The sequence below is a fragment of the Mesorhizobium sp. CA6 genome, assembly GCF_020165035.1.
Lineage (GTDB): Bacteria > Pseudomonadota > Alphaproteobacteria > Rhizobiales > Rhizobiaceae > Mesorhizobium.
Genome location: NZ_JAIUHI010000008.1, coordinates 55,494 through 76,888 on the forward strand (window position 1 = coordinate 55,494; position 21,395 = coordinate 76,888).

Sequence of the window (21,395 nt, forward strand, 5' to 3'; positions counted from 1 at the left end):
GACCAAAGCGCATTGCCTGAATTCATTGCAGCGCGACGCGCTTTGGGCCGATCGGCGGACGAGCGGCGGCTCAGCCCCGCCCGCACAATGCAAAACCGCCGGCACGAAGGCCGGCGGTTCGGGTTACGCAATACAAGAACTCGATTACATAAGCATAAGGCGATAAACCAGGATTGCGGCCGAACTCCGGCTAAGCCAACCAACTATCCTCGGGCGCCTGCGGATCGCCCCGGAGCGCAAAATCCCAGGTAAACGCACTTTACAGGGCGCCGGCTTCATCCTCGAAACCGTCGTCGCCGCCTTCGGAGCCGCCATTCTCGAGGAATTTCTCGGCGATCAGTCCGGCATTCTGGCGCAACGCAAGCTCGACCTCACGCGCCGTATCAGGATTGTCGCGCAGGAACAGTTTTGCGTTCTCGCGACCTTGGCCGAGGCGCTGGGAATTGTAGGAGAACCAGGCGCCCGACTTCTCGATGACGCCGGCCTTGACGCCGAGATCGATCAGCTCGCCTGTCTTCGACACGCCCTCGCCATACATGATGTCGAACTCGACCACCTTGAAGGGCGGGGCCAGCTTGTTCTTCACCACCTTGACGCGGGTCTGGTTGCCGACGACCTCGTCACGGTCCTTGACCGAGCCGATGCGGCGGATGTCGAGGCGCACCGAGGCGTAGAATTTCAGCGCGTTGCCGCCGGTGGTCGTCTCGGGCGAGCCGAACATGACGCCGATCTTCATGCGGATCTGGTTGATGAAGATGACCATGGTGTTGGAACGCGAGATCGAGGCGGTCAGCTTGCGCAGCGCCTGGCTCATCAGGCGAGCCTGAAGACCGGGCAGCGAATCGCCCATCTCGCCTTCGATTTCAGCGCGCGGCGTCAGTGCCGCCACCGAGTCGACGACCAGCACGTCGATGGCGCCCGAACGCACCAGCGTGTCGCAGATCTCCAACGCCTGCTCGCCGGTGTCGGGCTGCGAGATCAAAAGGTTCTCGAGGTCGACGCCAAGCTTGCGGGCATAGACCGGATCGAGCGCGTGCTCGGCATCGACGAAGGCGCAGATACCGCCCTTCTTCTGGGCTTCCGCCACCGTGTGCAGCGCCAGCGTCGTCTTGCCCGAGCTTTCCGGCCCGTAGATCTCGATGATGCGGCCGCGCGGCAGGCCGCCGACGCCGAGCGCGATGTCGAGGCCGAGCGAGCCGGTCGGCACGGTTTCGATCTCGACCACCTGCTCGTTGGCGCCGAGCCGCATGATCGAGCCCTTACCGAACGCGCGCTCGATTTGCGACAGCGCCGCGTCCAGAGCCTTTGATTTGTCCACTGCCTTATCCTCTACAAGCCGCAAAGAATTCTGAGCCATGATACATCACCCCTTGGTCGTCAATGAAGGCCGGACAATCCGTGATCCCTGCTTGTTTTGTACCTTTTTTGTTCTCATTTGGCAAGGGGCAACAAATATCTGAAAAATAATCAATATCTGGATTTGTTCTATTTTTGTCTCACCAGGGCTGGTGCGGAGTGCAACCACCGGTCCAGAAGAGATTTCGATACCCGGCCGTCCGAATCGCAACCCCGATTGCAGGGCGACCTGAGGAAACCTAGAGCAATTGCGGTGCGTGCCGGCTTTCCGTCCAGGATAAAGACTTAGAGCAGTTCAGCGATTCCGTGAAACGCTGAACCGCTCTAGTGTGCGCGGCCGCACGATCAACGAAAGTCATCGACCCGAAATGCCGATATCCCCAACAATCCTGGCGCTTGGCGGCGCCCATATCGACCGGCGCGGCCAGGTCTCGGGCGTCTATGTGCCCGCGGCTTCGAATCCCGGCGTCATGCGCGAAGACGTCGGCGGCGTGGTTTTCAACGCGCTGCGCAGCGTGGTGAAGCGCGGCGTGTCGGCCTCGCTGATCTCGGTGCGTGGCGGTGACGCTGCGGCGGACACGGTCGCCTCGGCGATCGACAACGCCGGGATAAAAGACCTTTCGGTGGTGTTCCTCGACCGCACGACGCCGAGCTACACGGCGCTGATCGATGCCGAAGGCGAGTTGATCGTCGGGCTTGCCGACATGGCGCTCTACGACCTTGCCTTCCCCAAACAAATAAGGCGCGCCAAGGTGCGCGAGGCGATCGCCGCCACCGACGCCATCCTGTGCGACGCCAACCTGCCGACGGCCGCGCTGGAGCGTCTGCTGGCGCTTGCCGGCGGCCGGCCGGTCTTCGCCATCGCCGTCTCGCCGGCCAAGGTCGTCCGCCTGGCGCCGCTGCTCGACAACCTGTCGCTGCTCTTCATGAACCGCCGCGAGGCCGCCGCGCTGGTCGGCGCGGCGCCATCCGGCGAAACGCTCGTCGACGCGCTCCGGCGGGCTGGCCTGAACGCCGGCGTGGTCACGTCCGGCAGCGCTCCGGTGCTGGGCTTCGACGATACCGGCATCTTCGAGATCGACCCGCCCGCGCCGCGCAAGGTGGCCGACGTGACCGGCGCCGGCGACGCCTTGACCGGCGCAACCGTCGCCGCCTTGCTGCGCGGCCTGCCGCTGCGCGCAGCACTACGCGAAGGCCTTGCCGCGGCGATGCTCGCCATAGAGAGCCCGCAGGCCGTGCCGTCCTTCACGATCGCCACCTTCACGCAGGCGCTTGCCCTTGTGCCGGAGCCGCGGGAAGTGGCATAGGGCCACCACTGCCGAAGCAATCCCTTCGGATCGGAGACAGCCATGACACCTGACACCGCCCGCCCCTTCGTCGATATCCATCCGCCGGTGGCCGAGGCGCTTGCCGCCGGCCGGCCCGTGGTGGCGCTGGAAAGCACCATCATCACCCACGGCATGCCCTACCCCGACAATGGCGCAATGGCTGCCAAGGTCGAGCAGATCATCATCGACTGCGGCGCGGTACCGGCAACGATCGCCGTGGTCGACGGCCGCATCAAGATCGGCCTCTCCGACGGCGAGCGCGAATCGCTTGCCATGACGGGCGACGCCATGAAGCTGTCGCGCGCCGATCTCGGCTTCGCGGTCGCTCAAACGCGCACCGGCGGCACCACGGTTGCGGCGACCATGATCGCCGCGCATATGGCCGGCATAAAAGTGTTCGCCACCGGCGGCATTGGCGGCGTCCACAAGGGCGCTGAGAAAAGCTTCGATATCTCGGCCGACCTCGACGAATTGGCGCGCACGCCGGTCATCGTCGTCTCGGCCGGCGCCAAGGCGATTCTCGACATCGAAAAGACGCTGGAAGTGCTGGAAACGCGCGGCGTACCGGTTATCGGCCATGGCTGCGAGACGATGCCCGCCTTCTGGTCGAGGCAGTCGCCCTTCCGCGCACCGCTGACCCTTCATGCGCCGGAAGACATCGCGCATTTCTACCGAACGCGCCAAGCGCTGGGCCTGGGCGGCGGCATCCTCGTCGCCAACCCGGTGCCGCAGAATGACGAAATCCCGGCCGCCGAGATGGACGGCTACATCCAGGCCGCGCAAAAGGCGGCCGAGGCGCTCAACGTCACCGGCAAGGCGGTGACACCGTTCCTGCTGTCGAAGATCCTGGAGCTGACCGGCGGCCGCAGCCTCAAGACCAACATCGCGCTGGTCGAGAACAATGCGCGGCTGGCGGCGGAGATCGCCAAGGCGTTGTAGGCACGCGCGGCGAAGGCCCCCCTCACCCGGATTGCGTCCCCGCCCTTCGTCCCGCTTCATAAGCCCGCCGCGCCCACACCGCCATTTCGTCCGGATCGTCGAAGGCCTCGTCGGGAATGCTCCAATAGGGCATCGCCACCTCCTTGCCGTGGCGCGAGCCGGTATAGGTCCATTGCTTGCAGCCGGCGGCTTCGAAGTCGGGAATTGTTTCCTCGTCCGCCTTGAGCATCAGCTCGCCGCGTACGACGACCGCGACGATGACGCCGTCGCAATAGATGCCCTTGCCGCCGAACAGTTTTCGGATGGCGATCGGTCCAAGGCTTTCGAACAGTTCTTCAAGACGCGCATTATCCATGCCGCGATCATCTCATCCGTCATCGGCCTTGTCATCGCCGCAACCAAAAGCATGCTGACAGGTTGAAACCTGGAAACGGAGTTCCCGCCATGCCTGTCCTGCTCAAAGGCTCCTGCCGCTGCGGCGCCGTCCGCTTCGAGGTGGAGAGCCACACGCCCGTGCCGTTCATGCTCTGCTACTGCTCGATCTGCCGCAAGCAGCAGGGCGGCGGCGGGTTCGCCATCAATCTCGGCGCCGACTACGAGACGCTTGATATCAGGGGCAAGCGCAGCCTCGGCGTCTATCGCGCCGAAATCGAGGATGACGAGCATCCGCATTGCGAGGTCTCGACCGGCGAGCGCAATTTCTGCAGGAAATGCGGCGCAGCACTCTGGCTCTACGACCCGACCTGGCCGGAGCTCGTGCATCCCTTCGCCTCGGCGATCGACAGCGACCTGCCGGCACCGCCGGAAAAGGTGCATCTGATGCTGAAATACAAGGCGAACTGGGTCGAGCCGGTCGTCGGCAAGAACGACAAGGTATTCGACGTCTATCCGGAGGAATCGATCGCCGACTGGCACAAGCGGACAGGGATGTGGGTGGATTAGCGAGAGGAGGCCGAAATGAACCTCACGACGCACAAGAAGTTCAAAGGCGATCGTTTGATGCCTTGGGGCAAGGGCACGGTCGTCTCGGACGCCAAGGGATATGTTTTTCTGTCCGGCAACACCGCCACCGTCGACGACTACGATCCCTCGAAACACCAGGGCGGCGCTGTCGGCGACGCGGCAACGCAGTGGCGCGAAATCCTGGCCAACATCAAGTCGGACCTGGAGGAACTTGGCAGCTCACTCGACCATCTGGTCAAGGTGACGTTCTACGTCAAAGGGCCTTTTCCGTCCGGCGGCGTCCTCAGCTCACCAAACTTCCGCCTGGACGTGCTGGACGAATTCTTTGCCGAACATTGCCCGAAACACTGCAGTTATAACAACCCGCCGCCATCGGAAGTGATCGGTGTCGCCGCCCTGGCGCAGCCTGACCTCGTCGTCGAGCTTGTTGTCATCGCCGCGCTGCCGGACTGAGCGGAAGCGTTGGCGTCTGCTCAGGCCGAGGCGCGCGCCTCGGCAAGCGCCTTGAGGTCGGCCGGCTTCAGCTCGACGGATTCGCCGCAGCCGCAGGCCGAGCTCTGGTTCGGATTCTTGAAGGTGAAGCCGGTGCGCAGCGTGGTCTGCTCGAAATCCATCTCGGTGCCGAACAGGAAAAGTGCCGCCTCCGGCGCGACATAGACATGCGCGCCGTCGCGCTCGATATGGTCGTCCTTGGGATTCGGCTCGGTCACAAGGTCAACCGTGTACTCCATGCCGGCGCAACCGCCCTTTTTGATGCCGAGCCGGATGCCATGCGCGCTATCGCGCGCAGCCACGATCTCGCGCACGCGGTCGGCGGCCTTGTCGGTCATGGTGATGACGGCGAAGCGTCCCATATTTTTTCCTTCTCCATTCCATGCAGGTTCAAGGCCTGCCGAATGATTCTCACCTAAAATGGTGAAGTTTTACGACTGGCGCAAGGCTATCGGCCTCAATACCATCCGACCGCGACCTGCGCTTCTTCCGACATGCGGTCGGGCGTCCATGGCGGATCGAACACCATGGCGACCTCGACACCGGACACGCCCTCGACGGCGCCGACGGCGTTCTCGACCCAGCCAGGCATCTCGCCGGCCACCGGGCAGCCCGGCGCGGTCAGCGTCATATCGATCTTGACCGAACGGTCGTCCTCGATGTCGATCTTGTAGACGAGGCCGAGCTCATAGATGTCGGCCGGAATTTCCGGGTCGTAGACGGTCTTCAGCGCCGAAACGATGTCGTCGGTCAGCCGCGCCAGCTCGTCGGCGGGGATCGCCGAGGCCGAAACGATGCCGTTCGCGGCCGTTTCCGGCGCTTTTTCCGCGGTGGTGCTCACGTCGTCCATCATCATCACCCGAAGAACTTTCGCGCCTTTTCCAGGGCCTCGGCCAAAGCATCGACTTCGGCCCTGGTATTATACATGCCGAACGATGCCCTGCATGTGGAGGTGACGCCGAAGCGTTTCAACAGCGGCTGGGCGCAATGCGTTCCGGCCCGGACCGCGACACCTTGCCGATCGATCACCATCGACACATCGTGCGCATGGATACCCTGCAATTCGAACGAGATGATGGCGCCCTTGCCGGGCGCGTCGCCGAAGATGCGCAGCGAGTTGATCGCCCGCAGCCGCTCATGCGCGTAAGCCTTGAGGTCCGCCTCGTGCGCGGCGATCCGCTCACGGCCGATCTTCTCCATATAGTCGAGCGCGGCGCCCAGGCCGATCGCCTGCACGATCGGCGGCGTGCCGGCCTCGAAGCGGTGCGGCGGCTCGTTGTAGGTCACGATGTCTTCCGTGACCTCCTCGATCATCTCGCCGCCGCCCATGAAGGGGCGCATCTCCTCCAGCCTGTCCTTCTTGCCGTAGAGCACGCCGATGCCAGACGGACCGTAGACCTTGTGTCCAGTGAAGACGAAGAAATCGCAGTCGAGGTCCTGCACATCGATCGGCATGTGCACCGCGCTCTGGCTGCCGTCGACGAGGACAGGAATTCCGCGCGCATGCGCGATGCGCACGATCTCCTTGATCGGCGTCACCGTGCCCAGCGCATTGGACATATGGGTGATGGCGACCAGCTTGGTGCGGTTGCTCAGGCGCTTCTCGAATTCCTCGATGTGGAAGACGCCGAGATCGTCGACCGGCACCCAGACGAGCTTCGCGCCCTGCCGCTCGCGGATGAAATGCCAGGGCACGATGTTGGAGTGATGCTCCATGATCGACAGCACGATCTCGTCGCCCTCGCCGATCCGCGGCATGCCCCAGCCATAGGCGACGGTGTTGATCGCCGATGTGGTGTTGGAGGTGAAGACGATGTTATCGGTGCTCGGCGCATTGAGAAACCGCCGCACCGACTTGCGCGCATTCTCATAGGCGTCGGTCGCGGCGTTCGACAGGAAATGCAGGCCGCGATGCACGTTGGCGTATTCCTGGGAATAGGCGTGCTGGATGATGTCGAGCACCACCTGCGGCTTCTGCGCCGAGGCGCCGTTGTCGAGATAGACCAGCGGCTTGCCATAGATCTGGCGCGACAGGATCGGGAAGTCGCGGCGGATCGCCTCGACGTCATAGGGAGCGGTTTCGATCTTCTGGTCCATTTCGAAGTCCTTGTCGGCCGAAGCCGCGATCCTTCCAACACCCCTCACCCGTCCGAGCTTCGCTCGGCCACCTTCACCCACAAGGGGAGAAGGTTAGGCGCTAGCCGTGCGTCGAAAACCAGCCGTCGAGCCGCGCTTCCAGCGCTTCGACCAGCGCCTCGTCGTCCAGTTCCTCGATCACTTCGGCCACGAAAGCCTTCACCAGGAGACCCCGCGCCGACTTCTCGTCGATGCCGCGCGCCATCAGGTAGAACAGATGGTCGTGGTCGATCTCGGTGACGGTGGCGCCATGGCCGCAGACGACGTCGTCGGCGAAGATCTCCAGCTCCGGCTTGGTCGAGAACTCGCCGTCATCCGACAGAAGCAGCGTGTTGCAGGCCATCTTGGCGTTGGTCTTCTGGGCGTATTGATGCACATTGATGCGGCCCTGGAAGACGCCGCGCGCCTTGCCGGTCACTACGTTGCGGATCACTTCGGTCGACGTGGTGTGCGGCACGGCGTGGTCGAGCACCATAGTCACATCGGTGTGGGTGTCGCCGGCGAGAAGATTGATGCCGCGCAATTTGAAGTCGGCGCCCTCGCCTGTCGTCCTGACGACGACCTCCTGGCGAACAAGCCTGCCGCCGGCGTTCATCACGAACAGCGTCAGCTTGGCGTCCTTGCCGATATGCGCCTTGAACTGGGCGAGATGCGTGGCCGTGTCCGGCTGTTCCTGCACGATCAGCCAGGTCACTTCCGCGCCGTCGCCGACCACGAGCTGGCTGACCGAAGAGGCGAGCGCCTCGTCGCCCTCGCCTGCCTGGCGCTCGACGACAATCGCCTTCGCGCCGGCGCCGACACGCGCCAGCAGCCGCACATGCGACTGGCCGCCGGCCTGCAGGTTCTGCAATTCGATCGGCTTTTCCAGCTCGGCCCCGTCGGCGATGTCGACGAAATAGCCGTCGGCGACAAAAGCCGTGTTCAGCGCGCCGATCGCATCGTCGCTGCCATAGGGATCCAGTCCTGGAGCCACGCTGCCGTCGGTAAGCTTTTCCGACAGGCGCTGCACCGTGACGCCGTCGATCTCCGGCAGCTTCGTCTGCGAGACGCCGTTCAGCACCGGCAGCACGGCCGAGCCTTCAAGAACCGGCGCAAGCGCCTTGACGACGGCGCCGGCCTCGAAAGCCGGCACCGACGTCAGCAGCCGGCGCAGGTCCGTATAATGCCAGGATTCGACGCGGCGCGTCGGCAGGCCGTGCTTGATCGCCTCGATCGCATCGTCGCGCTTCACCATCACCGCGCCGTCGCCGGGCAGCAGCGACAGCCGTTCGCCGAAGGCGTCGATCAGCGCCGTCTCGGCCAATGTCCGCTGGGGCTGTGCATGCATGTTCATGACTTTTGCCTCGACCGCTCCCATGTCACGCGGCTTGCCCGATCACGCCGGCATAGCCATTGGCCTCGAGATCGAGCGCCAGCGACTTGTCGCCCGACTTGATCACCTGGCCCCTGTAGAGCACGTGCACCGTATCAGGCACGATGTGCTCGAGCAGGCGCTGGTAGTGGGTGATGACGACGATGGCCCGGTCCGGCGAGCGCAGTGCGTTGACGCCGTCCGAGACGATCTTCAGCGCGTCGATGTCGAGGCCGGAATCGGTCTCGTCGAGCACGCAGAGTTTTGGCTCGAGCAGCTTCATTTGCAGGATCTCGGCGCGCTTCTTCTCGCCACCGGAGAAGCCGACATTGAGCGGTCTTTTCAGCATGTTCATATCCATGCTGAGCGAGGCCGCCGCTTCCTTCACCCGCTTCAGGAATTCCGGGATCTTCAACGGCTCCTCGCCGCGCGCCTTGCGCTGCTCGTTCATCGCCACTTTCAGGAATTCCATGGTCGCCACGCCCGGTATCTCCATCGGATACTGGAAGGCGAGGAAGATGCCGGCGGTAGCGCGCTCGGCCGGATCCATTTCGAGGATCGACTGGCCGTTGTAGAGGATGTCGCCTTCTGTGACCTCGTAGTCCTCGCGGCCGGCGAGAATATAGGACAGCGTCGACTTGCCCGAGCCGTTCGGCCCCATGATGGCGGCGACCTCGCCGGCTTTCACCGAGAGATTCAGCCCGCGGATGATCTCGGTGCCGTCATCGACGATGCGGGCGTGCAAATTCTTGATCTCAAGCATGGTTTCTTCCTGAATGTCTTTTGCGGTCAGCCGACCGAACCCTCTAGGCTGATTCCGATCAGCTTCTGCGCCTCGACAGCGAACTCCATCGGCAGCTGCTGGATGACGTCCTTGACGAAGCCGTTGACGATCAGCGCGATCGCCTCTTCCTCGGGGATGCCGCGCTGCATGACGTAGAACTTCTGGTCTTCGGAGATCTTCGAGGTCGTCGCCTCGTGCTCGAACTGCGCCGTCGAATTCTTGGCTTCCATGTAGGGCACGGTGTGCGCGCCACACTGGTCGCCGATCAGCAGCGAATCGCAATTGGTGAAGTTGCGCGCGTTGATCGCCTTGCGATGCGCCGAGACCTGGCCACGGTAGGTGTTCTGCGAGAAGCCGGCGGCGATGCCCTTGGAGATGATGCGGCTCGACGTGTTCTTGCCGAGATGGATCATCTTGGTGCCGCTGTCGACCTGCTGGTAGCCGTTCGATACCGCGATCGAATAGAATTCGCCGCTGGAATCGTCGCCGCGCAGGATGCAGCTCGGATATTTCCAGGTGATCGCCGAACCGGTCTCGACCTGCGTCCACGAGATCTTCGAGCGATCGCCGCGGCAATCGCCGCGCTTGGTGACGAAATTGTAGATGCCGCCCTTGCCCTCGGCGTCGCCGGGGTACCAGTTCTGCACCGTCGAATATTTGATCTCGGCATCGTCGAGCGCGATCAGCTCGACCACCGCGGCGTGCAGCTGGTTCTCGTCGCGCTGCGGCGCCGTGCAGCCCTCGAGATACGAGACGTAAGCCCCCTCCTCGGCGATGATCAGCGTGCGCTCGAACTGGCCGGTGTTCTTCTCGTTGATGCGGAAATAGGTCGACAGCTCCATCGGGCAGCGAATGCCCTTGGGCACGAAGACGAACGAGCCGTCGGTGAACACTGCCGAATTCAGCGTCGCGTAGAAATTATCGGAGGTCGGCACGACCGAGCCGAGATATTTTTTCACCAGCTCCGGATGCTCGCGGATCGCTTCCGAGATCGAGCAGAAGATGACGCCCGCCTGCGCCAGTTCCTTCTTGAAGGTGGTGACCACCGAAACGGAATCGAACACGGCATCGACCGCGACGCGGCCCGATTTATAGACGTTGTCGCTGGCTTCCTCGAGCTCCGAGGCATCGGTCTTCTGCACGCCGGCCAGGATTTCCTGCTCCTTGAGCGGAATGCCGAGCTTCTCATAGACCTTGAGCAGTTCAGGGTCGACCTCGCTCAGCGACTTCGGCCCCGGCGTGCTCTTCGGCGCGGCGTAGTAGTGGATGTCCTGGAAATCGATCTTCGGATAGTGGACGCGCGCCCAGGTCGGCTCTTCCAGCGTCAGCCAACGGCGATACGCCCCCAGACGCCATTCCAGCATCCAGTCCGGCTCATCCTTCTTTGCCGAGATGAAACGAATGATGTCTTCGCTAAGGCCCTTGGGGGCCTTGTCCATCTCGATCTCTGTCTGGAATCCATATTTATACTGGTCGACGTCGATCTTTCGAACCCGATCGATCGTCTCCTGCACAGCAGGCATAAGCGTTCTCCATCCACGCCGGGGTCAAGGCCCGGCAGTTTTCAAACTATGGCACCGCCGAAATCGCGTCCCAGGGAGGGACTCGCGGCGGAGTAAGTTTCATATAGTGCGTGTCCCCCGGAAATTCACCCGGCCAGGACAAAACGCACGGCTCTACCAGGCCCTAAAGCCTGAATTCTTGTTCAGGCAGCGGAAATCCGAGAACCGCAAGGCGTTTCTCGCTCCGATGCTCCGCCGTCAGGCGGCTTCTTCCTTGCCCGCGCGGCGGGCGACGATGCAGGCCAGTGCCGCCCGAAACGCCGCGATATCCTCGGGGCCGGTGGCCCGACCGATCGAGACCCGCAGCGCGCCCAGGCTGTCGCCATGCCCCATCGCCTTCAGCACATGGCTTGGCCCGACCTTTCCCGACGAGCAGGCTGAACCCGCAGACAGCGCGACGCCGGCGAGATCGAAAGCGATCTGCGCCGTTTCGGCCTTGACGCCGGGAATAGCGAAGAATGTCGTGTTGGCAAGCCTGAGAGTGCCATTTCCGAAGATTTCCGCGTCCGGCGCGAGGTCGCGCACGATCGCCTCGACCTCGTCGCGCCGGCTCGCGATGGCGTCCATGTCGGCGAGACTGGCCAGCGCGGCACGCGCCGCAGCGCCGAAACCGGCGATCCCGGCGACGTTTTCCGTGCCGGCGCGGTGGCTCTTCTCCTGGCCGCCGCCATTGATCAGCGGGCGCGGCATCATCAGGTCGGATGCAGCCACGATCGCGCCGACGCCCTTCGGGCCGCCGATCTTGTGCGAGGACAGGATCAGATAATCGGCATAAGGAATTGACATATCGAGCGGAATCCGCCCGGCAGCCTGCACGGCGTCGACGACCAGCACCCCGCCGGCGGCCTTGACGATCTCGCCGATGCGCCCGATCGGCTGGATAACGCCGGTCTCGTTGTTGGCGGCGTGGATCGCCACCAGCGGCAGACCAGCGGCCTTGTCATGCGCGCCGAGCGCGGCGGCCAGCGCCTCGAGATCGGCAATGCCGTTCGGGTCGACGCCGATCTTCGTCACCTGCGCCGGCGCGAAGCGTCCACCATTCAGTATGCAGGGATGGTCGGCTTCGGAGACGAAGAGATGGCTCATGCGGATCGATCCGCGCCCCATCTGCCAGTCGGGCGTAAGCAGCGTCGAGGCGGCTTCGGTGGCGCCGGAGGTGAAGACGATATGTTCAGGCTTGGCGTTGACCAGCCGCGCCACGTCGCGGCGCGCGTCCTCGACCAGCCGGCGCGAGGCGCGCCCTTCCGTGTGGACCGATGACGGGTTGGCGGCATCGAGCGCGGCGACCATCGCTGCCCGCGCTTCCGCAATGAGCGGCGCGCTGGCATTGTAGTCGAGATAGGCGCGGGCTGCGGCCATTTTCGCTCAGTTCGTCCTTCCGCCGACTATCCCGCCAGGATAGCGCGTTATTTCCTTGAAATTGCAAGGCAAGCCGTCCTATTTACCCGGCTTGCGGCGCGGGCGGCCGGACCATCGGGTTTCGGCCTCCCAGTTTTGAACAATTCTAAACTAGCTTCTAGGAACACGCTCGCCCGGCGTCAAGGCCACAGAAGATGTGGGGCCGCGGGTGAGTCGGGATCAGGAAAGTTCCGGGCGAGCGCATTCATATGCCATGTGGAGTATTTTATGCCTGAGGTCATTTTCGCCGGTCCGGCTGGTCGCCTGGAGGGACGCTATCAGCCCTCGAAGGAAAAGAGCGCCCCGATCGCCATCGTGCTGCATCCGCACCCGCAATTCGGCGGCACGATGAACAACAAGATCGTCTACGACCTCTTCTACATGTTCCAGAAGCGCGATTTCACCACGCTGCGTTTCAATTTCCGCGGCATCGGCCGCAGCCAGGGCGAGTTCGACCATGGCACCGGCGAATTGTCGGACGCGGCCGCCGCGCTCGACTGGGTGCAGTCGCTGCATCCGGATTCGAAGAGCTGCTGGGTCGCCGGCTATTCCTTCGGCGCATGGATCGGCATGCAGCTCCTGATGCGCCGGCCCGAGATCGAGGGTTTTATTTCGGTCGCGCCGCAGCCCAACACCTACGACTTCTCGTTCCTGGCGCCCTGTCCGTCGTCCGGCCTCATCATCCATGGCGATGCCGATAAGGTGGCGCCGCCGAAGGATGTGCAGGGCCTGGTCGACAAGCTGCACACGCAAAAGGGCATCACCATCACGCAGAAGACGATCCCAGGTGCCAACCATTTCTTCGCCAACGATTCCGAGCTGCTGATCCAGGAGTGCGCCGACTATCTCGACCGTCGCCTGGCGGGCGAGCTGGCCGATCCGAGGCCGAAGCGGCTGCGCTAAGCGCGGAAGGCCGCCAGTCAGGGCGTCTTAAGGAATCTGGGTTTGATCGACTCCGGCCTCGACCGTATCGGCTGTCGAAGCCCTGCCTCTTGGCGCGCGGGACGGTACCAACCGGAACGTCCGCTTGCGCACCGGCAGCTTCGAATCGGTCTGGCCGAAGATGAAGCCGAGCCGGGCAAACACCAGCCCCGATAGCACCGCGAACGCCAGTCCGAGCCCGAAGCCCGCGACCGTGTCGCTGGGATAGTGCGCGCCGACGAAAATGCGTGTCGAAGCGATGCAGGCGGTGATCGCCAGCGCTATGTACCAGCGCCGCGGGAACAACAGCAGCAGGATCCCGAAGACGGCGCCCATCGTCGTGGCATGGCCGGACGGGAAACCGGCAAAGCGCGCGTCCATGGCGAAAGGATGCAGCGACAGGACGCCAAAGCTGTCGAAATAAAGCGGCCGGGCGCGGCCGATTCCGTATTTCAGCACGTTGACCGCAACACCCGACAGGCCGACGGCGCATAGCACCAGGAACGCGAAACACGTCCAGTTGTAGACGATCATCCGGCCATGCCGGGACAGGCCGCGCCAATCCGTCAGATTGGCGGCAACAAGGCAGAGCGCCGCTGGAATGAGATACCAGCCGCCGAGGCCGAATTGCGTGAAGAAATCGGTGAAGCGCGCAAATCCGGAGGACCATTGGCCGCGCATCTCGCCCGCGCTGATATCGAGGCGCAGGAAAGTCGCAACAGTGAGCAATATCCAGGCTATGAGCCAGACGCTCCACAGAATTCTCGGATAGCGCGCCGGCCGCACGGCAAAGCGTCGCCTCACGATCGACATCGTGTCGCGGAAATTGCCGAGCGAGCGGCGGTAAAGGGCAAGGGGCGGCGCGGCAGACATGGCTTCGGCGCAAAGTCTATAGGGACATTCGATGCCCGACGCTATTCATCACGGAGCCACCCGATAAAGCCCGAGCGACAACTTGTCTCCTGACGAATAGTTGATGCCATTGATCTCGGTCAGCCGCTTCGCCGATTTGCCCTGGGCGGCCAGCACGTTGGTAAGCTTCTGCTCGTCCTTGATCGGCGCCAGCCCGAGCGCGCAGGATGGATCGGCAAGCAGATGTTGCCCCACGCCCTCGATGTCGGTCAGCACGGTCTTGGTGCCGACCAGGAAGACCAGGCTTGGCTCCTGGAACTTCGCCGAGGCAAGCACCGTGGTGTCGCAAGGGCGGTTGGCGTCGACAGCGGCCTTGACGGCGGGGCTCAGCCAGATCGGTTTCAGCGACGGCGCGATCACGCCGAACAGCAAGCTGAAGGTGATGCCGGCGCCGACGGCGATGGCCGCGATCCGCGGCAGCGGCACCTGCAACTGCCTGGGGAAGGCAAGATAGCCGGTGACCAGAGCGGCGATCGCCGCCGGTATGCTCCACCAGGAGAAGGTCTTGGCGAGGTAAAGCGGCGCGCCGACGCAGACCACGGCAAGGCCGATCGCCACCACGGCAAGGCCGAAAGCCGTCGCCCACCACAGCCATGTCTGCCAGCGCTTCAGTGGCGCGTTGGCCTCGTCCGCCGGCAAGGTGAGCAGCCAGCCGACCAGAAGCGCCATGCCCGGATAGGCCGGCATCACATAATGCGGCAGCTTGGTCGGGATCGCCTCGAACACCAGCCAGAACGGGATGTACCAGGCCAGGCAGAAGCGCAGCCGCGGATCCTCCCAAAACCGGTTGATAGCCTGGAGCCCGGCGCCGACCGCGATCAGCCCGAAGGGCCACATGAACAGCGAATAAGTCAGCATGTAGAAGCCGGGCGGCAGGCCGTGCGATTCCTCGCCCTGCGCCACCTTGTTCAGCATGTCCTTGCCGACCGCTTCCTGGAAGAAGGCCCCGCCGCTCTTCCAGGTGATGAGGATCAGCCACGGCAGCACGATCGCCAGCACGATCAGGACGCCGCGCACCAGCTTCATCTTGAGGAGCCAGCGCCAGTCGCGGTCGAAGGCAAAGAGGGCAGCGGCGGTCAGCAGCGACAAAAGCGGTGAAACCGGGCCCTTGATGAGGATGCCGAAGCCTTGCGCGATCCAGAAGATCCACGGCAGATGCCCGGGAACCGGTTCGTTGCGCTTCGAAGCCCAATAGACCTGCGCCAGCGCGCCTTGCGCTATCACGCAGCAGGCGAGAAGCATGGCATCGGTCTTGGCGTCGCGCCCCTCGAAGGCGGTGGCGAAGATCGCCGCCATCATCAGGCCGGCGGCCAGCCCGGCACTGGCGCCGAAGAGTTTCGTCCCGGTCCAGCCGATGCCGACGACAGCGAGCGCGATGCCCAGCATCGAGACCAGGCGATAGACCCAGATCGGCGCCGCAGCCCCCTCGCCGCTCAACGCCACGGCGGCCGACTGCAGCCAGTAGATGCCGATCGGCTTCTTGTAGCGCGTGACATCCTGCAGGCGGATATCGACATAGTCGCCGGTCTCGACCATCTGCTTGGTCGACTGGACGAAACGGGATTCATCGCGGTCGACCGGCGGCAGGCTTGCCAGCCCGCTGACGGTCATGACGATGCTGAACAGAAAGAGGATGAGGGTGTTCCTGTTCATCGCGGGAGCTTTTCCGATCTGAAACTGCGGGATGGCCCCGTCGCGGTGCATGGCGCCGTGTCTTTGCGCGGCGCCTCATTACGCCAGCAAAAAGGGCGAAGCAAGGACGCGCCGCGCCGTATGCGATTCCAAGCAAAACCGGAAACCACTTTTGCTGACCGCGTGTTTGTTGGTTGAAGCGCGATCGGACGCAAAACCGGAAACCACTTTTGCTGATCGCGTGTTTGTTGGTTGAAGCGCGATCGGAAGCAAAACCGGAAACCACTTTTGCTGATCGCGCTTGGATGCTAAACGCGCGCCTTCATATCAAGCATGGCCAAGCGCCCGGCGACCTCCAGGAAGAAAAAATGTCCGCCTTCAAATCCGATTTCCTGCGCATCATGAGCGAGCGCGGCTTCATCCATCAGATTTCGGATGAATCCGCCCTCGACCAGCTCTTCGCCAAGGAAACGGTGAGCGCCTATATCGGTTTCGACGCCACCGCCAAAAGCCTTCACGCCGGGTCGCTGATCCAGATCATGATGCTGCATTGGCTGCAGCAGACCGGCCACCGGCCGATCGCGCTGATGGGCGGCGGCACCTCGATGATCGGTGACCCGTCCTTCAAGGACGAGGCGCGCAAGCTGCTCACCCCGCAGGACATCGACGACAATCTCGTCGGCATCCGCCGCAATTTCGCGCCTTACCTGAAATTCGGCAGCGGCCCGGGCGACGCGGTCATGGTCAACAACGCCGACTGGCTGATGCAGATCAACTACGTCAATTTCCTGCGCGATGTCGGCCGGCATTTCTCCGTCAACCGCATGCTTGCCTTCGATAGCGTGAAGCTGAGACTCGATCGCGAACAGTCGCTGTCCTTCCTCGAATTCAACTACATGATCCTGCAGGCCTACGACTTCGTCGAACTCTACAAACGCGTCGGCTGCCGGCTGCAGATGGGCGGCTCGGACCAGTGGGGCAATATCGTCAACGGCATCGACCTCGGCCACCGCATGGAGGGCGTGCAGCTCTTCGCCATGACCACGCCGCTGCTCACCACCTCCTCCGGCGCCAAGATGGGCAAATCGGCCTCGGGCGCGGTCTGGCTCGATGGCGACATGCTCTCGCCTTACGAATTCTGGCAGTACTGGCGCAACACCGAGGACGCCGATGTCGGGCGCTTCCTGAAGCTCTACACGACCCTGCCGCTCGACGAGGTGGCGCGCCTTGAAAAGCTCGGCGGCTCGGAGATCAACGAGGCGAAGAAGATCCTCGCCACCGAGATCACCGCCATGCTGCATGGCCGCGATGCTGCCGAAACCGCAAGCGAGACGGCGCGCAAGACTTTCGAGGAAGGCGCGCTCGCCGACACTCTGCCCAGCATCGAAGTAGCCAAATCGGACCTCGAAGCCGGCATCGGCATCCTGGCGCTTTTCGTAAGCGCCGGGCTGGCCGGCTCGAACGGCGAAGCGCGCCGGCACATCCAGGGCGGCGCGGTGCGCGTCAACGACCAGCCGCTGACCGACGACCGGCGCGTCGTCACGCTTCAGGATCTCGGCCCGGAAGGCCTCGTGAAGCTTTCGCTCGGCAAGAAGAAGCACGTGCTGGTGCGGGCGAGCTGATCGGCCGAACCTTACTGCGCAGTTTGGGACGGTTGCTGCCTATACTCGAAGATCGAGCGGAATATGCCCGGCGCCACCACCGATAGCGGATTGATGTTGAGCGTCGGCTTGTTGGCATTGCCGCGCAGCCGGTAGGTGACGCCGATCAGGCCGCGGTCGCGTCCGTTGCCCAGCAACGGCCCGAACAGCGGCAGTTCGCCGAAGATGCGGTTGAGCCCGTAGACCGGCATGAAGGTTCCGGTCATGTCCATGTTGTTGTTGGGATCGTAGAGCGTTCCCTGGAAGGTCGTGCCGATGCGCGGGCCGCGCAGCAGACCGTTCGCCAGTTTCAGATAGCCGGAACCCTTGTCGATCTCGGCAAAGCCGCGCTCGAACTGCACCCTGGACGTGTCGATGTTGCTTTTGACGGCTTGGTTCAGGCTGCGTGTATCGCCAGCCGGCGTCGTCGACACGATCGAGGCCAGCTTGGGCTCGTTGACGACATAGAAGTTGCGGGCATCCACCTGTCCCTTCATCGGCCCGTCGCCGGCGCCCGAGAGCGACAGCGTGATCGCGCCGCCTTCCATATGCTCGTAGACATTGAGGAAACGCAGGATCGCGCCGGCATCGGCAGACTTCACCCTGAGCACGCGGCCGCCTTCGCTGGTGGTGTTGTTGATCGTGATCGCGGCGCCCGAGCTTGCCGCGGCGGTGACGTTTAGCCCATTCACCCGCGATCCGGCGGCGCTGTATTCGAGCTTGAGATTGGAGAGCACCTCGTCATGAAAACCGGTCAGCGATGCCACATCGGCGCTCACCGAGATCGCGTCGCTGCCGGCGCCCTTCGTGGCTGTATCGACATCCGAGGTGAACTGTTTGATCAGCGAGCGGGCGTCGAGCGACGCGCCGCTGACATCGACAGCGTAGCTCTTGCCTGAACGCTTGACCGAAACGGCGATATCGTCGCCTCTGTTCAACGCGACTTTGCTGAAGCGGGCCGCGGACAGCGAGCCGTTGACCAGCGTCACATTGCCGTCGATCGAGAAGCTTTTTCCGTCGAGAGCGAAATCGGTCAATGTGGTGGTGCTGCCGGACTTCGCCATGTCGAAAGCGACCTTGGCGGGAATGCCGGCGCCCTTGCTCCAGCCCGCCCACGGAATGTCGAGCCTGGCATTGGTCAGGTCCGCCGAAACCTGCTGGGCGCCCTCGCCGCTCTTGTCGATCGCCACCTTGATGGTTCCCGATAGCAGGGCCGACAGTCCAGGCATGCTGGCGTTGCGCGTCTTGTCGTCGAGGACCAGCGTAACCTTGCGGCTTCGCGCCGGCCCGTCGTCGGCGAGCGGCTCGACGAGATCGAGGTCGGCCGGAATGCCGTTGAGCTTGGCCTCGGCGGAAATCACCGCCTGCTTTGGCCCGACGGTGATCGAGCCATCGGCGTCGGTCACGGTCTGGTCCTCGAAAGGCTTCGCCAGCGACAGGTCCCGATAATCGAGCGAAACCAGCCAATCTAGCTTCGAGGTGTCCATGCCCTTGGTCAGCGGAATGTCCGCTCTGACATGGCCGGTGACGGTGCCGGACAGGTCTTCCGGTGCCAGTCCGACATGGCGCATGGCATTGATCGGCTCATAGGAGGCCAGTTCGGCGATCGCCGGCGCCTCGCCCGCCACGTCGATGTCGAGCCCCCCGATGACAATCGGTCGGTTTGCATTCTTGACCGTCAGCGTGCCGCCGCTTGCCGCCACGGTGCGGCCGCTCGGCATATAGACGCTGCCCGAGGAGAGCGCGATATCGACATCGTTACCATGGAACGCAACCGCGCCGACGGCGTCGCGGACCGGCGGGATACGCCCGGCGGTATCGAAGCGCGATCCTTCGATCTGGAAACGGCCGAATACTTCATCGCCGGTAAGCGGCACGCCGTTGCCGAGGCGCCCCGGCGCGACCTGGAACTGCAGATTGGCGTCGGTCACCGTGCCGCCGAACAAGTTGCCCAGCACCCAAAGCCGCGCGTTGCGGGCCGAGAACCACGGCCACAATTGCTTGACATGCGAGACTGGCATGTCATGCACGTTGAGCGACAGCGATACCCCTGGCGGGCCGTGGTCGATGAAGGCGACGGTGGCCGCGCCCAGTACCTCGCCCGGTCCGCCGGAGCGCACGCCGATCTGCTCGGCAACGAGCTTGCGGCTCTTCGGCTGGTAGACACCGGCGATACGGGCCAGGAACTGAAGCGCCGGTTCCTGCGATTCCGAAGGCGCCAGCGTCGAGCCGTCGCTGGTGAGATCATAGCGGTAGGCGGGCTCCTCCCCCGCAGCTGCCGGCTTCGGCCCGATCGATCCGGCAAAGTTGAAGCTGGAGCGGCTGCTCCTGATCAGCAGCCGGTCGACCGAGATCTTGTTTGAACCGGCCACCAGCGTGGCATCGGCTTCGACATCGGTCGGCAGCAGCCCGCGCTCGCCCAGGTCGAGCACCGAACCGTTGAGGGAGAGCGAAGCCGCGAGGCGCGACGGGTTGTCGCCCGACGCTTCCGAGCCCGAAAGCTTCAATGCGATCGAACCCAGCTTGGCGCCATCGGCCGGGGCGGCCTCGGTCGAACTGCCCTTGCCGGGGGCGCCTTCTATCTCGAGATTGGCGTCCAGCGACGAAATGCGCCTTGCCGTCGCATCGCGCGTCGCCGAGGCGGTCAAAGTCGCGTGCCGGCCATCGACATCGGCATCGTAGGAAACCTGCATGCGTCCCGCGCCTGTCTGCGCGACGGTCGCCGAGGCGATGGTCACGCGCTTGACCGGTCCGGCGTCCGGCAGCTTGAACTCGACATTGCGCAGATCGATCTGTCGCATCGAGTCCTCGCGCACGGCATCAAGCGCGCCGTTGACGCCTGAAAACACCGCCGCCGACACTTTCTCCGGGTCGACAAGGCCATCCGCGTTGCGCAGCGCCGCCGTCCAGTCGCTGCCTCCGGAGGGCATGGCCCCCACCACGATATGGGCATCGGAAAATCTGGCGCTCGTCAGCCGGACGTCGCCCGAAAGCAGCGGCAGAAGGCGCATGCCGAAACGTACGCGTCCGATATCGGCCATCGGCTTGCCGTCGGCCGTCTTCAGGCTGACATCGTTCACCTGCAGGGCGACGAAGCTCGACCCGTCGAGCGTCAGCCGAGCCGGGCCGACGGCGACGTTGACATCGATGCCGGCCAGCTTCTCGATGGCTGTCTCCGCCTCAGTCCGCAGGCGCTCCGTGCCGATGCCGGAGGCGCCGAGGACATAGACACCCGCCGCCGCCAGAAGCATGAGCGCGCAAAACCCGGCAAACACCCGGCCGAGGACGCGGAAACGCCGCCGCACGGCTGCCCGGCCGAGCGGCGGCACGCTGCACGCGGACGGAAGCCTCGCCAGGTCGGTGATCTCGTCACGCCTGAACCTGATCTTCTCGTGCTGCGGTTCTTCCTGATCCAAGCAATATTCCGTTGTGACGAACTCGTCGTGGACGAATCCCCGCCTCACGTTATATCGATGATTTCCCGCGCGTAACCGCAAACAAGGGCATCGATATGGCTGACCTCGAGGTGGGCGACGCAGCGCCGCAATTCGATCTTCCGCGTGACGGCGGCGGCTCTCTCAGCCTCGCGGCGTTCCTGGGCAAGCCAGTTGTACTTTACTTCTATCCGCAAGACGACACCACAAGTTGCACCGCCGAGGCCATCAGCTTCTCGCAGTTGAAGCCGGAGTTCGAGAAGGCCGGTGCCGTGGTGATCGGGCTGTCGCCTGATAGCGCGAAGAAACACGACAAATTCAAGGCGAAGCACGATCTCACGGTCGATCTCATCGCTGACGAGGAGCGCAAAGTGATCGAGGCCTACCGTTTGTGGGTCGAAAAGACGATGTATGGGCGCAAATATATGGGTGTCGAGCGCGCCACCTTCCTGATCGGGAAGGACGGGCGGATCGCCCGTATCTGGCGCAAGGTTCGCGTCAAGGGCCATGCCGAGGCCGTGCTGGAAGCCGTTCGCGCGCTCTGAGC

The 21,395-nt window shown here is 63.7% G+C and carries 19 protein-coding genes; 7 read left to right on the top strand and 12 right to left on the bottom strand.

The annotated features are described in order from the left end of the window. Positions 1-259: 259 nt before the first annotated feature. Positions 260-1,357 carry a recombinase RecA gene (gene recA / locus LB526_RS13830; RefSeq protein WP_095765184.1) on the bottom strand — a complete coding sequence of 366 codons (1,098 nt, stop codon included), beginning with the start codon at positions 1,355-1,357 and terminating at the stop codon, positions 260-262. Positions 1,358-1,724: 367 nt separating this feature from the next. Between recA and LB526_RS13835 the strand changes: the two genes are divergently transcribed. Next, the gene (locus LB526_RS13835; RefSeq protein ID WP_224628064.1) at positions 1,725-2,663 is read left to right on the top strand and encodes a carbohydrate kinase family protein; all 939 of its coding nucleotides are present in this window, start codon (positions 1,725-1,727) and stop codon (positions 2,661-2,663) included. 42 nt (positions 2,664-2,705) lie between these two features. Beyond that, complete coding sequence (locus tag LB526_RS13840; protein WP_140840193.1) at positions 2,706-3,623, top strand: pseudouridine-5'-phosphate glycosidase; 918 nt, start codon at positions 2,706-2,708, stop codon at positions 3,621-3,623. 22 nt (positions 3,624-3,645) lie between these two features. Here LB526_RS13840 and LB526_RS13845 read toward each other — a convergent pair whose 3' ends face one another. Continuing rightward, on the bottom strand, positions 3,646-3,978 hold the full coding sequence (locus LB526_RS13845) for a TfoX/Sxy family protein (protein WP_140840194.1): 333 nt from the start codon (positions 3,976-3,978) through the stop codon (positions 3,646-3,648). A gap of 89 nt (positions 3,979-4,067) precedes the next feature. Between LB526_RS13845 and LB526_RS13850 the strand changes: the two genes are divergently transcribed. After that, the gene (locus tag LB526_RS13850) at positions 4,068-4,565 is read left to right on the top strand and encodes a GFA family protein (RefSeq protein WP_140840196.1); all 498 of its coding nucleotides are present in this window, start codon (positions 4,068-4,070) and stop codon (positions 4,563-4,565) included. Between the two features lie 15 nt (positions 4,566-4,580). Beyond that, entirely contained in the window at positions 4,581-5,039 is a 459-nt protein-coding gene (locus LB526_RS13855) for a RidA family protein (RefSeq protein ID WP_095765180.1), read from the top strand. Positions 5,040-5,059: 20 nt separating this feature from the next. Here the strand turns inward: LB526_RS13855 and sufA are convergent, their stop codons facing one another. The 7 genes from sufA to LB526_RS13890 form a co-directional block, all read right to left on the bottom strand. Continuing rightward, on the bottom strand, positions 5,060-5,440 hold the full coding sequence (gene sufA, locus LB526_RS13860) for a Fe-S cluster assembly scaffold SufA (protein ID WP_224602555.1): 381 nt from the start codon (positions 5,438-5,440) through the stop codon (positions 5,060-5,062). A gap of 95 nt (positions 5,441-5,535) precedes the next feature. Next, positions 5,536-5,928 carry an SUF system Fe-S cluster assembly protein gene (locus tag LB526_RS13865; protein ID WP_095765178.1) on the bottom strand — a complete coding sequence of 131 codons (393 nt, stop codon included), beginning with the start codon at positions 5,926-5,928 and terminating at the stop codon, positions 5,536-5,538. A gap of 5 nt (positions 5,929-5,933) precedes the next feature. After that, positions 5,934-7,175, bottom strand: coding sequence for a cysteine desulfurase (locus LB526_RS13870; protein ID WP_224628066.1), 1,242 nt, complete (start codon positions 7,173-7,175; stop codon positions 5,934-5,936). A 100-nt stretch (positions 7,176-7,275) separates the two neighbouring features. Then, entirely contained in the window at positions 7,276-8,547 is a 1,272-nt protein-coding gene (sufD, locus tag LB526_RS13875; RefSeq protein WP_224628067.1) for a Fe-S cluster assembly protein SufD, read from the bottom strand. 25 nt (positions 8,548-8,572) lie between these two features. Further along, positions 8,573-9,328, bottom strand: a complete 756-nt coding sequence (sufC, locus tag LB526_RS13880; RefSeq protein ID WP_224628069.1) for a Fe-S cluster assembly ATPase SufC — start codon at positions 9,326-9,328, stop codon at positions 8,573-8,575. A gap of 26 nt (positions 9,329-9,354) precedes the next feature. Then, positions 9,355-10,872 carry a Fe-S cluster assembly protein SufB gene (gene sufB / locus LB526_RS13885; RefSeq protein ID WP_224628071.1) on the bottom strand — a complete coding sequence of 506 codons (1,518 nt, stop codon included), beginning with the start codon at positions 10,870-10,872 and terminating at the stop codon, positions 9,355-9,357. Positions 10,873-11,109: 237 nt separating this feature from the next. Further along, positions 11,110-12,270 carry a cysteine desulfurase family protein gene (locus tag LB526_RS13890; protein WP_224628073.1) on the bottom strand — a complete coding sequence of 387 codons (1,161 nt, stop codon included), beginning with the start codon at positions 12,268-12,270 and terminating at the stop codon, positions 11,110-11,112. Between the two features lie 267 nt (positions 12,271-12,537). Between LB526_RS13890 and LB526_RS13895 the strand changes: the two genes are divergently transcribed. After that, positions 12,538-13,212, top strand: a complete 675-nt coding sequence (locus LB526_RS13895; protein ID WP_095765174.1) for an alpha/beta hydrolase — start codon at positions 12,538-12,540, stop codon at positions 13,210-13,212. Between the two features lie 27 nt (positions 13,213-13,239). Here the strand turns inward: LB526_RS13895 and LB526_RS13900 are convergent, their stop codons facing one another. Both LB526_RS13900 and LB526_RS13905 read right to left on the bottom strand, forming a co-directional pair. After that, on the bottom strand, positions 13,240-14,103 hold the full coding sequence (locus LB526_RS13900; RefSeq protein WP_224628075.1) for a phosphatase PAP2 family protein: 864 nt from the start codon (positions 14,101-14,103) through the stop codon (positions 13,240-13,242). A gap of 48 nt (positions 14,104-14,151) precedes the next feature. Continuing rightward, positions 14,152-15,795: an ArnT family glycosyltransferase gene (locus LB526_RS13905; RefSeq protein WP_224628077.1), complete on the bottom strand. Its 1,644-nt coding sequence runs from the start codon at positions 15,793-15,795 to the stop codon at positions 14,152-14,154. A 347-nt stretch (positions 15,796-16,142) separates the two neighbouring features. Between LB526_RS13905 and tyrS the strand changes: the two genes are divergently transcribed. After that, a complete protein-coding gene (gene tyrS / locus LB526_RS13910; protein ID WP_224628079.1) occupies positions 16,143-17,396 on the top strand; it encodes a tyrosine--tRNA ligase in 1,254 nt (417 codons plus the stop codon). Positions 17,397-17,407: 11 nt separating this feature from the next. Here the strand turns inward: tyrS and LB526_RS13915 are convergent, their stop codons facing one another. Next, on the bottom strand, positions 17,408-20,830 hold the full coding sequence (locus LB526_RS13915) for a DUF3971 domain-containing protein (protein WP_224628082.1): 3,423 nt from the start codon (positions 20,828-20,830) through the stop codon (positions 17,408-17,410). Positions 20,831-20,925: 95 nt separating this feature from the next. On the opposite strand from LB526_RS13915, the gene LB526_RS13920 reads away from it, so the two are divergent. Next, positions 20,926-21,393, top strand: a complete 468-nt coding sequence (locus tag LB526_RS13920; RefSeq protein ID WP_140840217.1) for a peroxiredoxin — start codon at positions 20,926-20,928, stop codon at positions 21,391-21,393. The last annotated feature ends 2 nt before the right edge of the window (positions 21,394-21,395 follow it).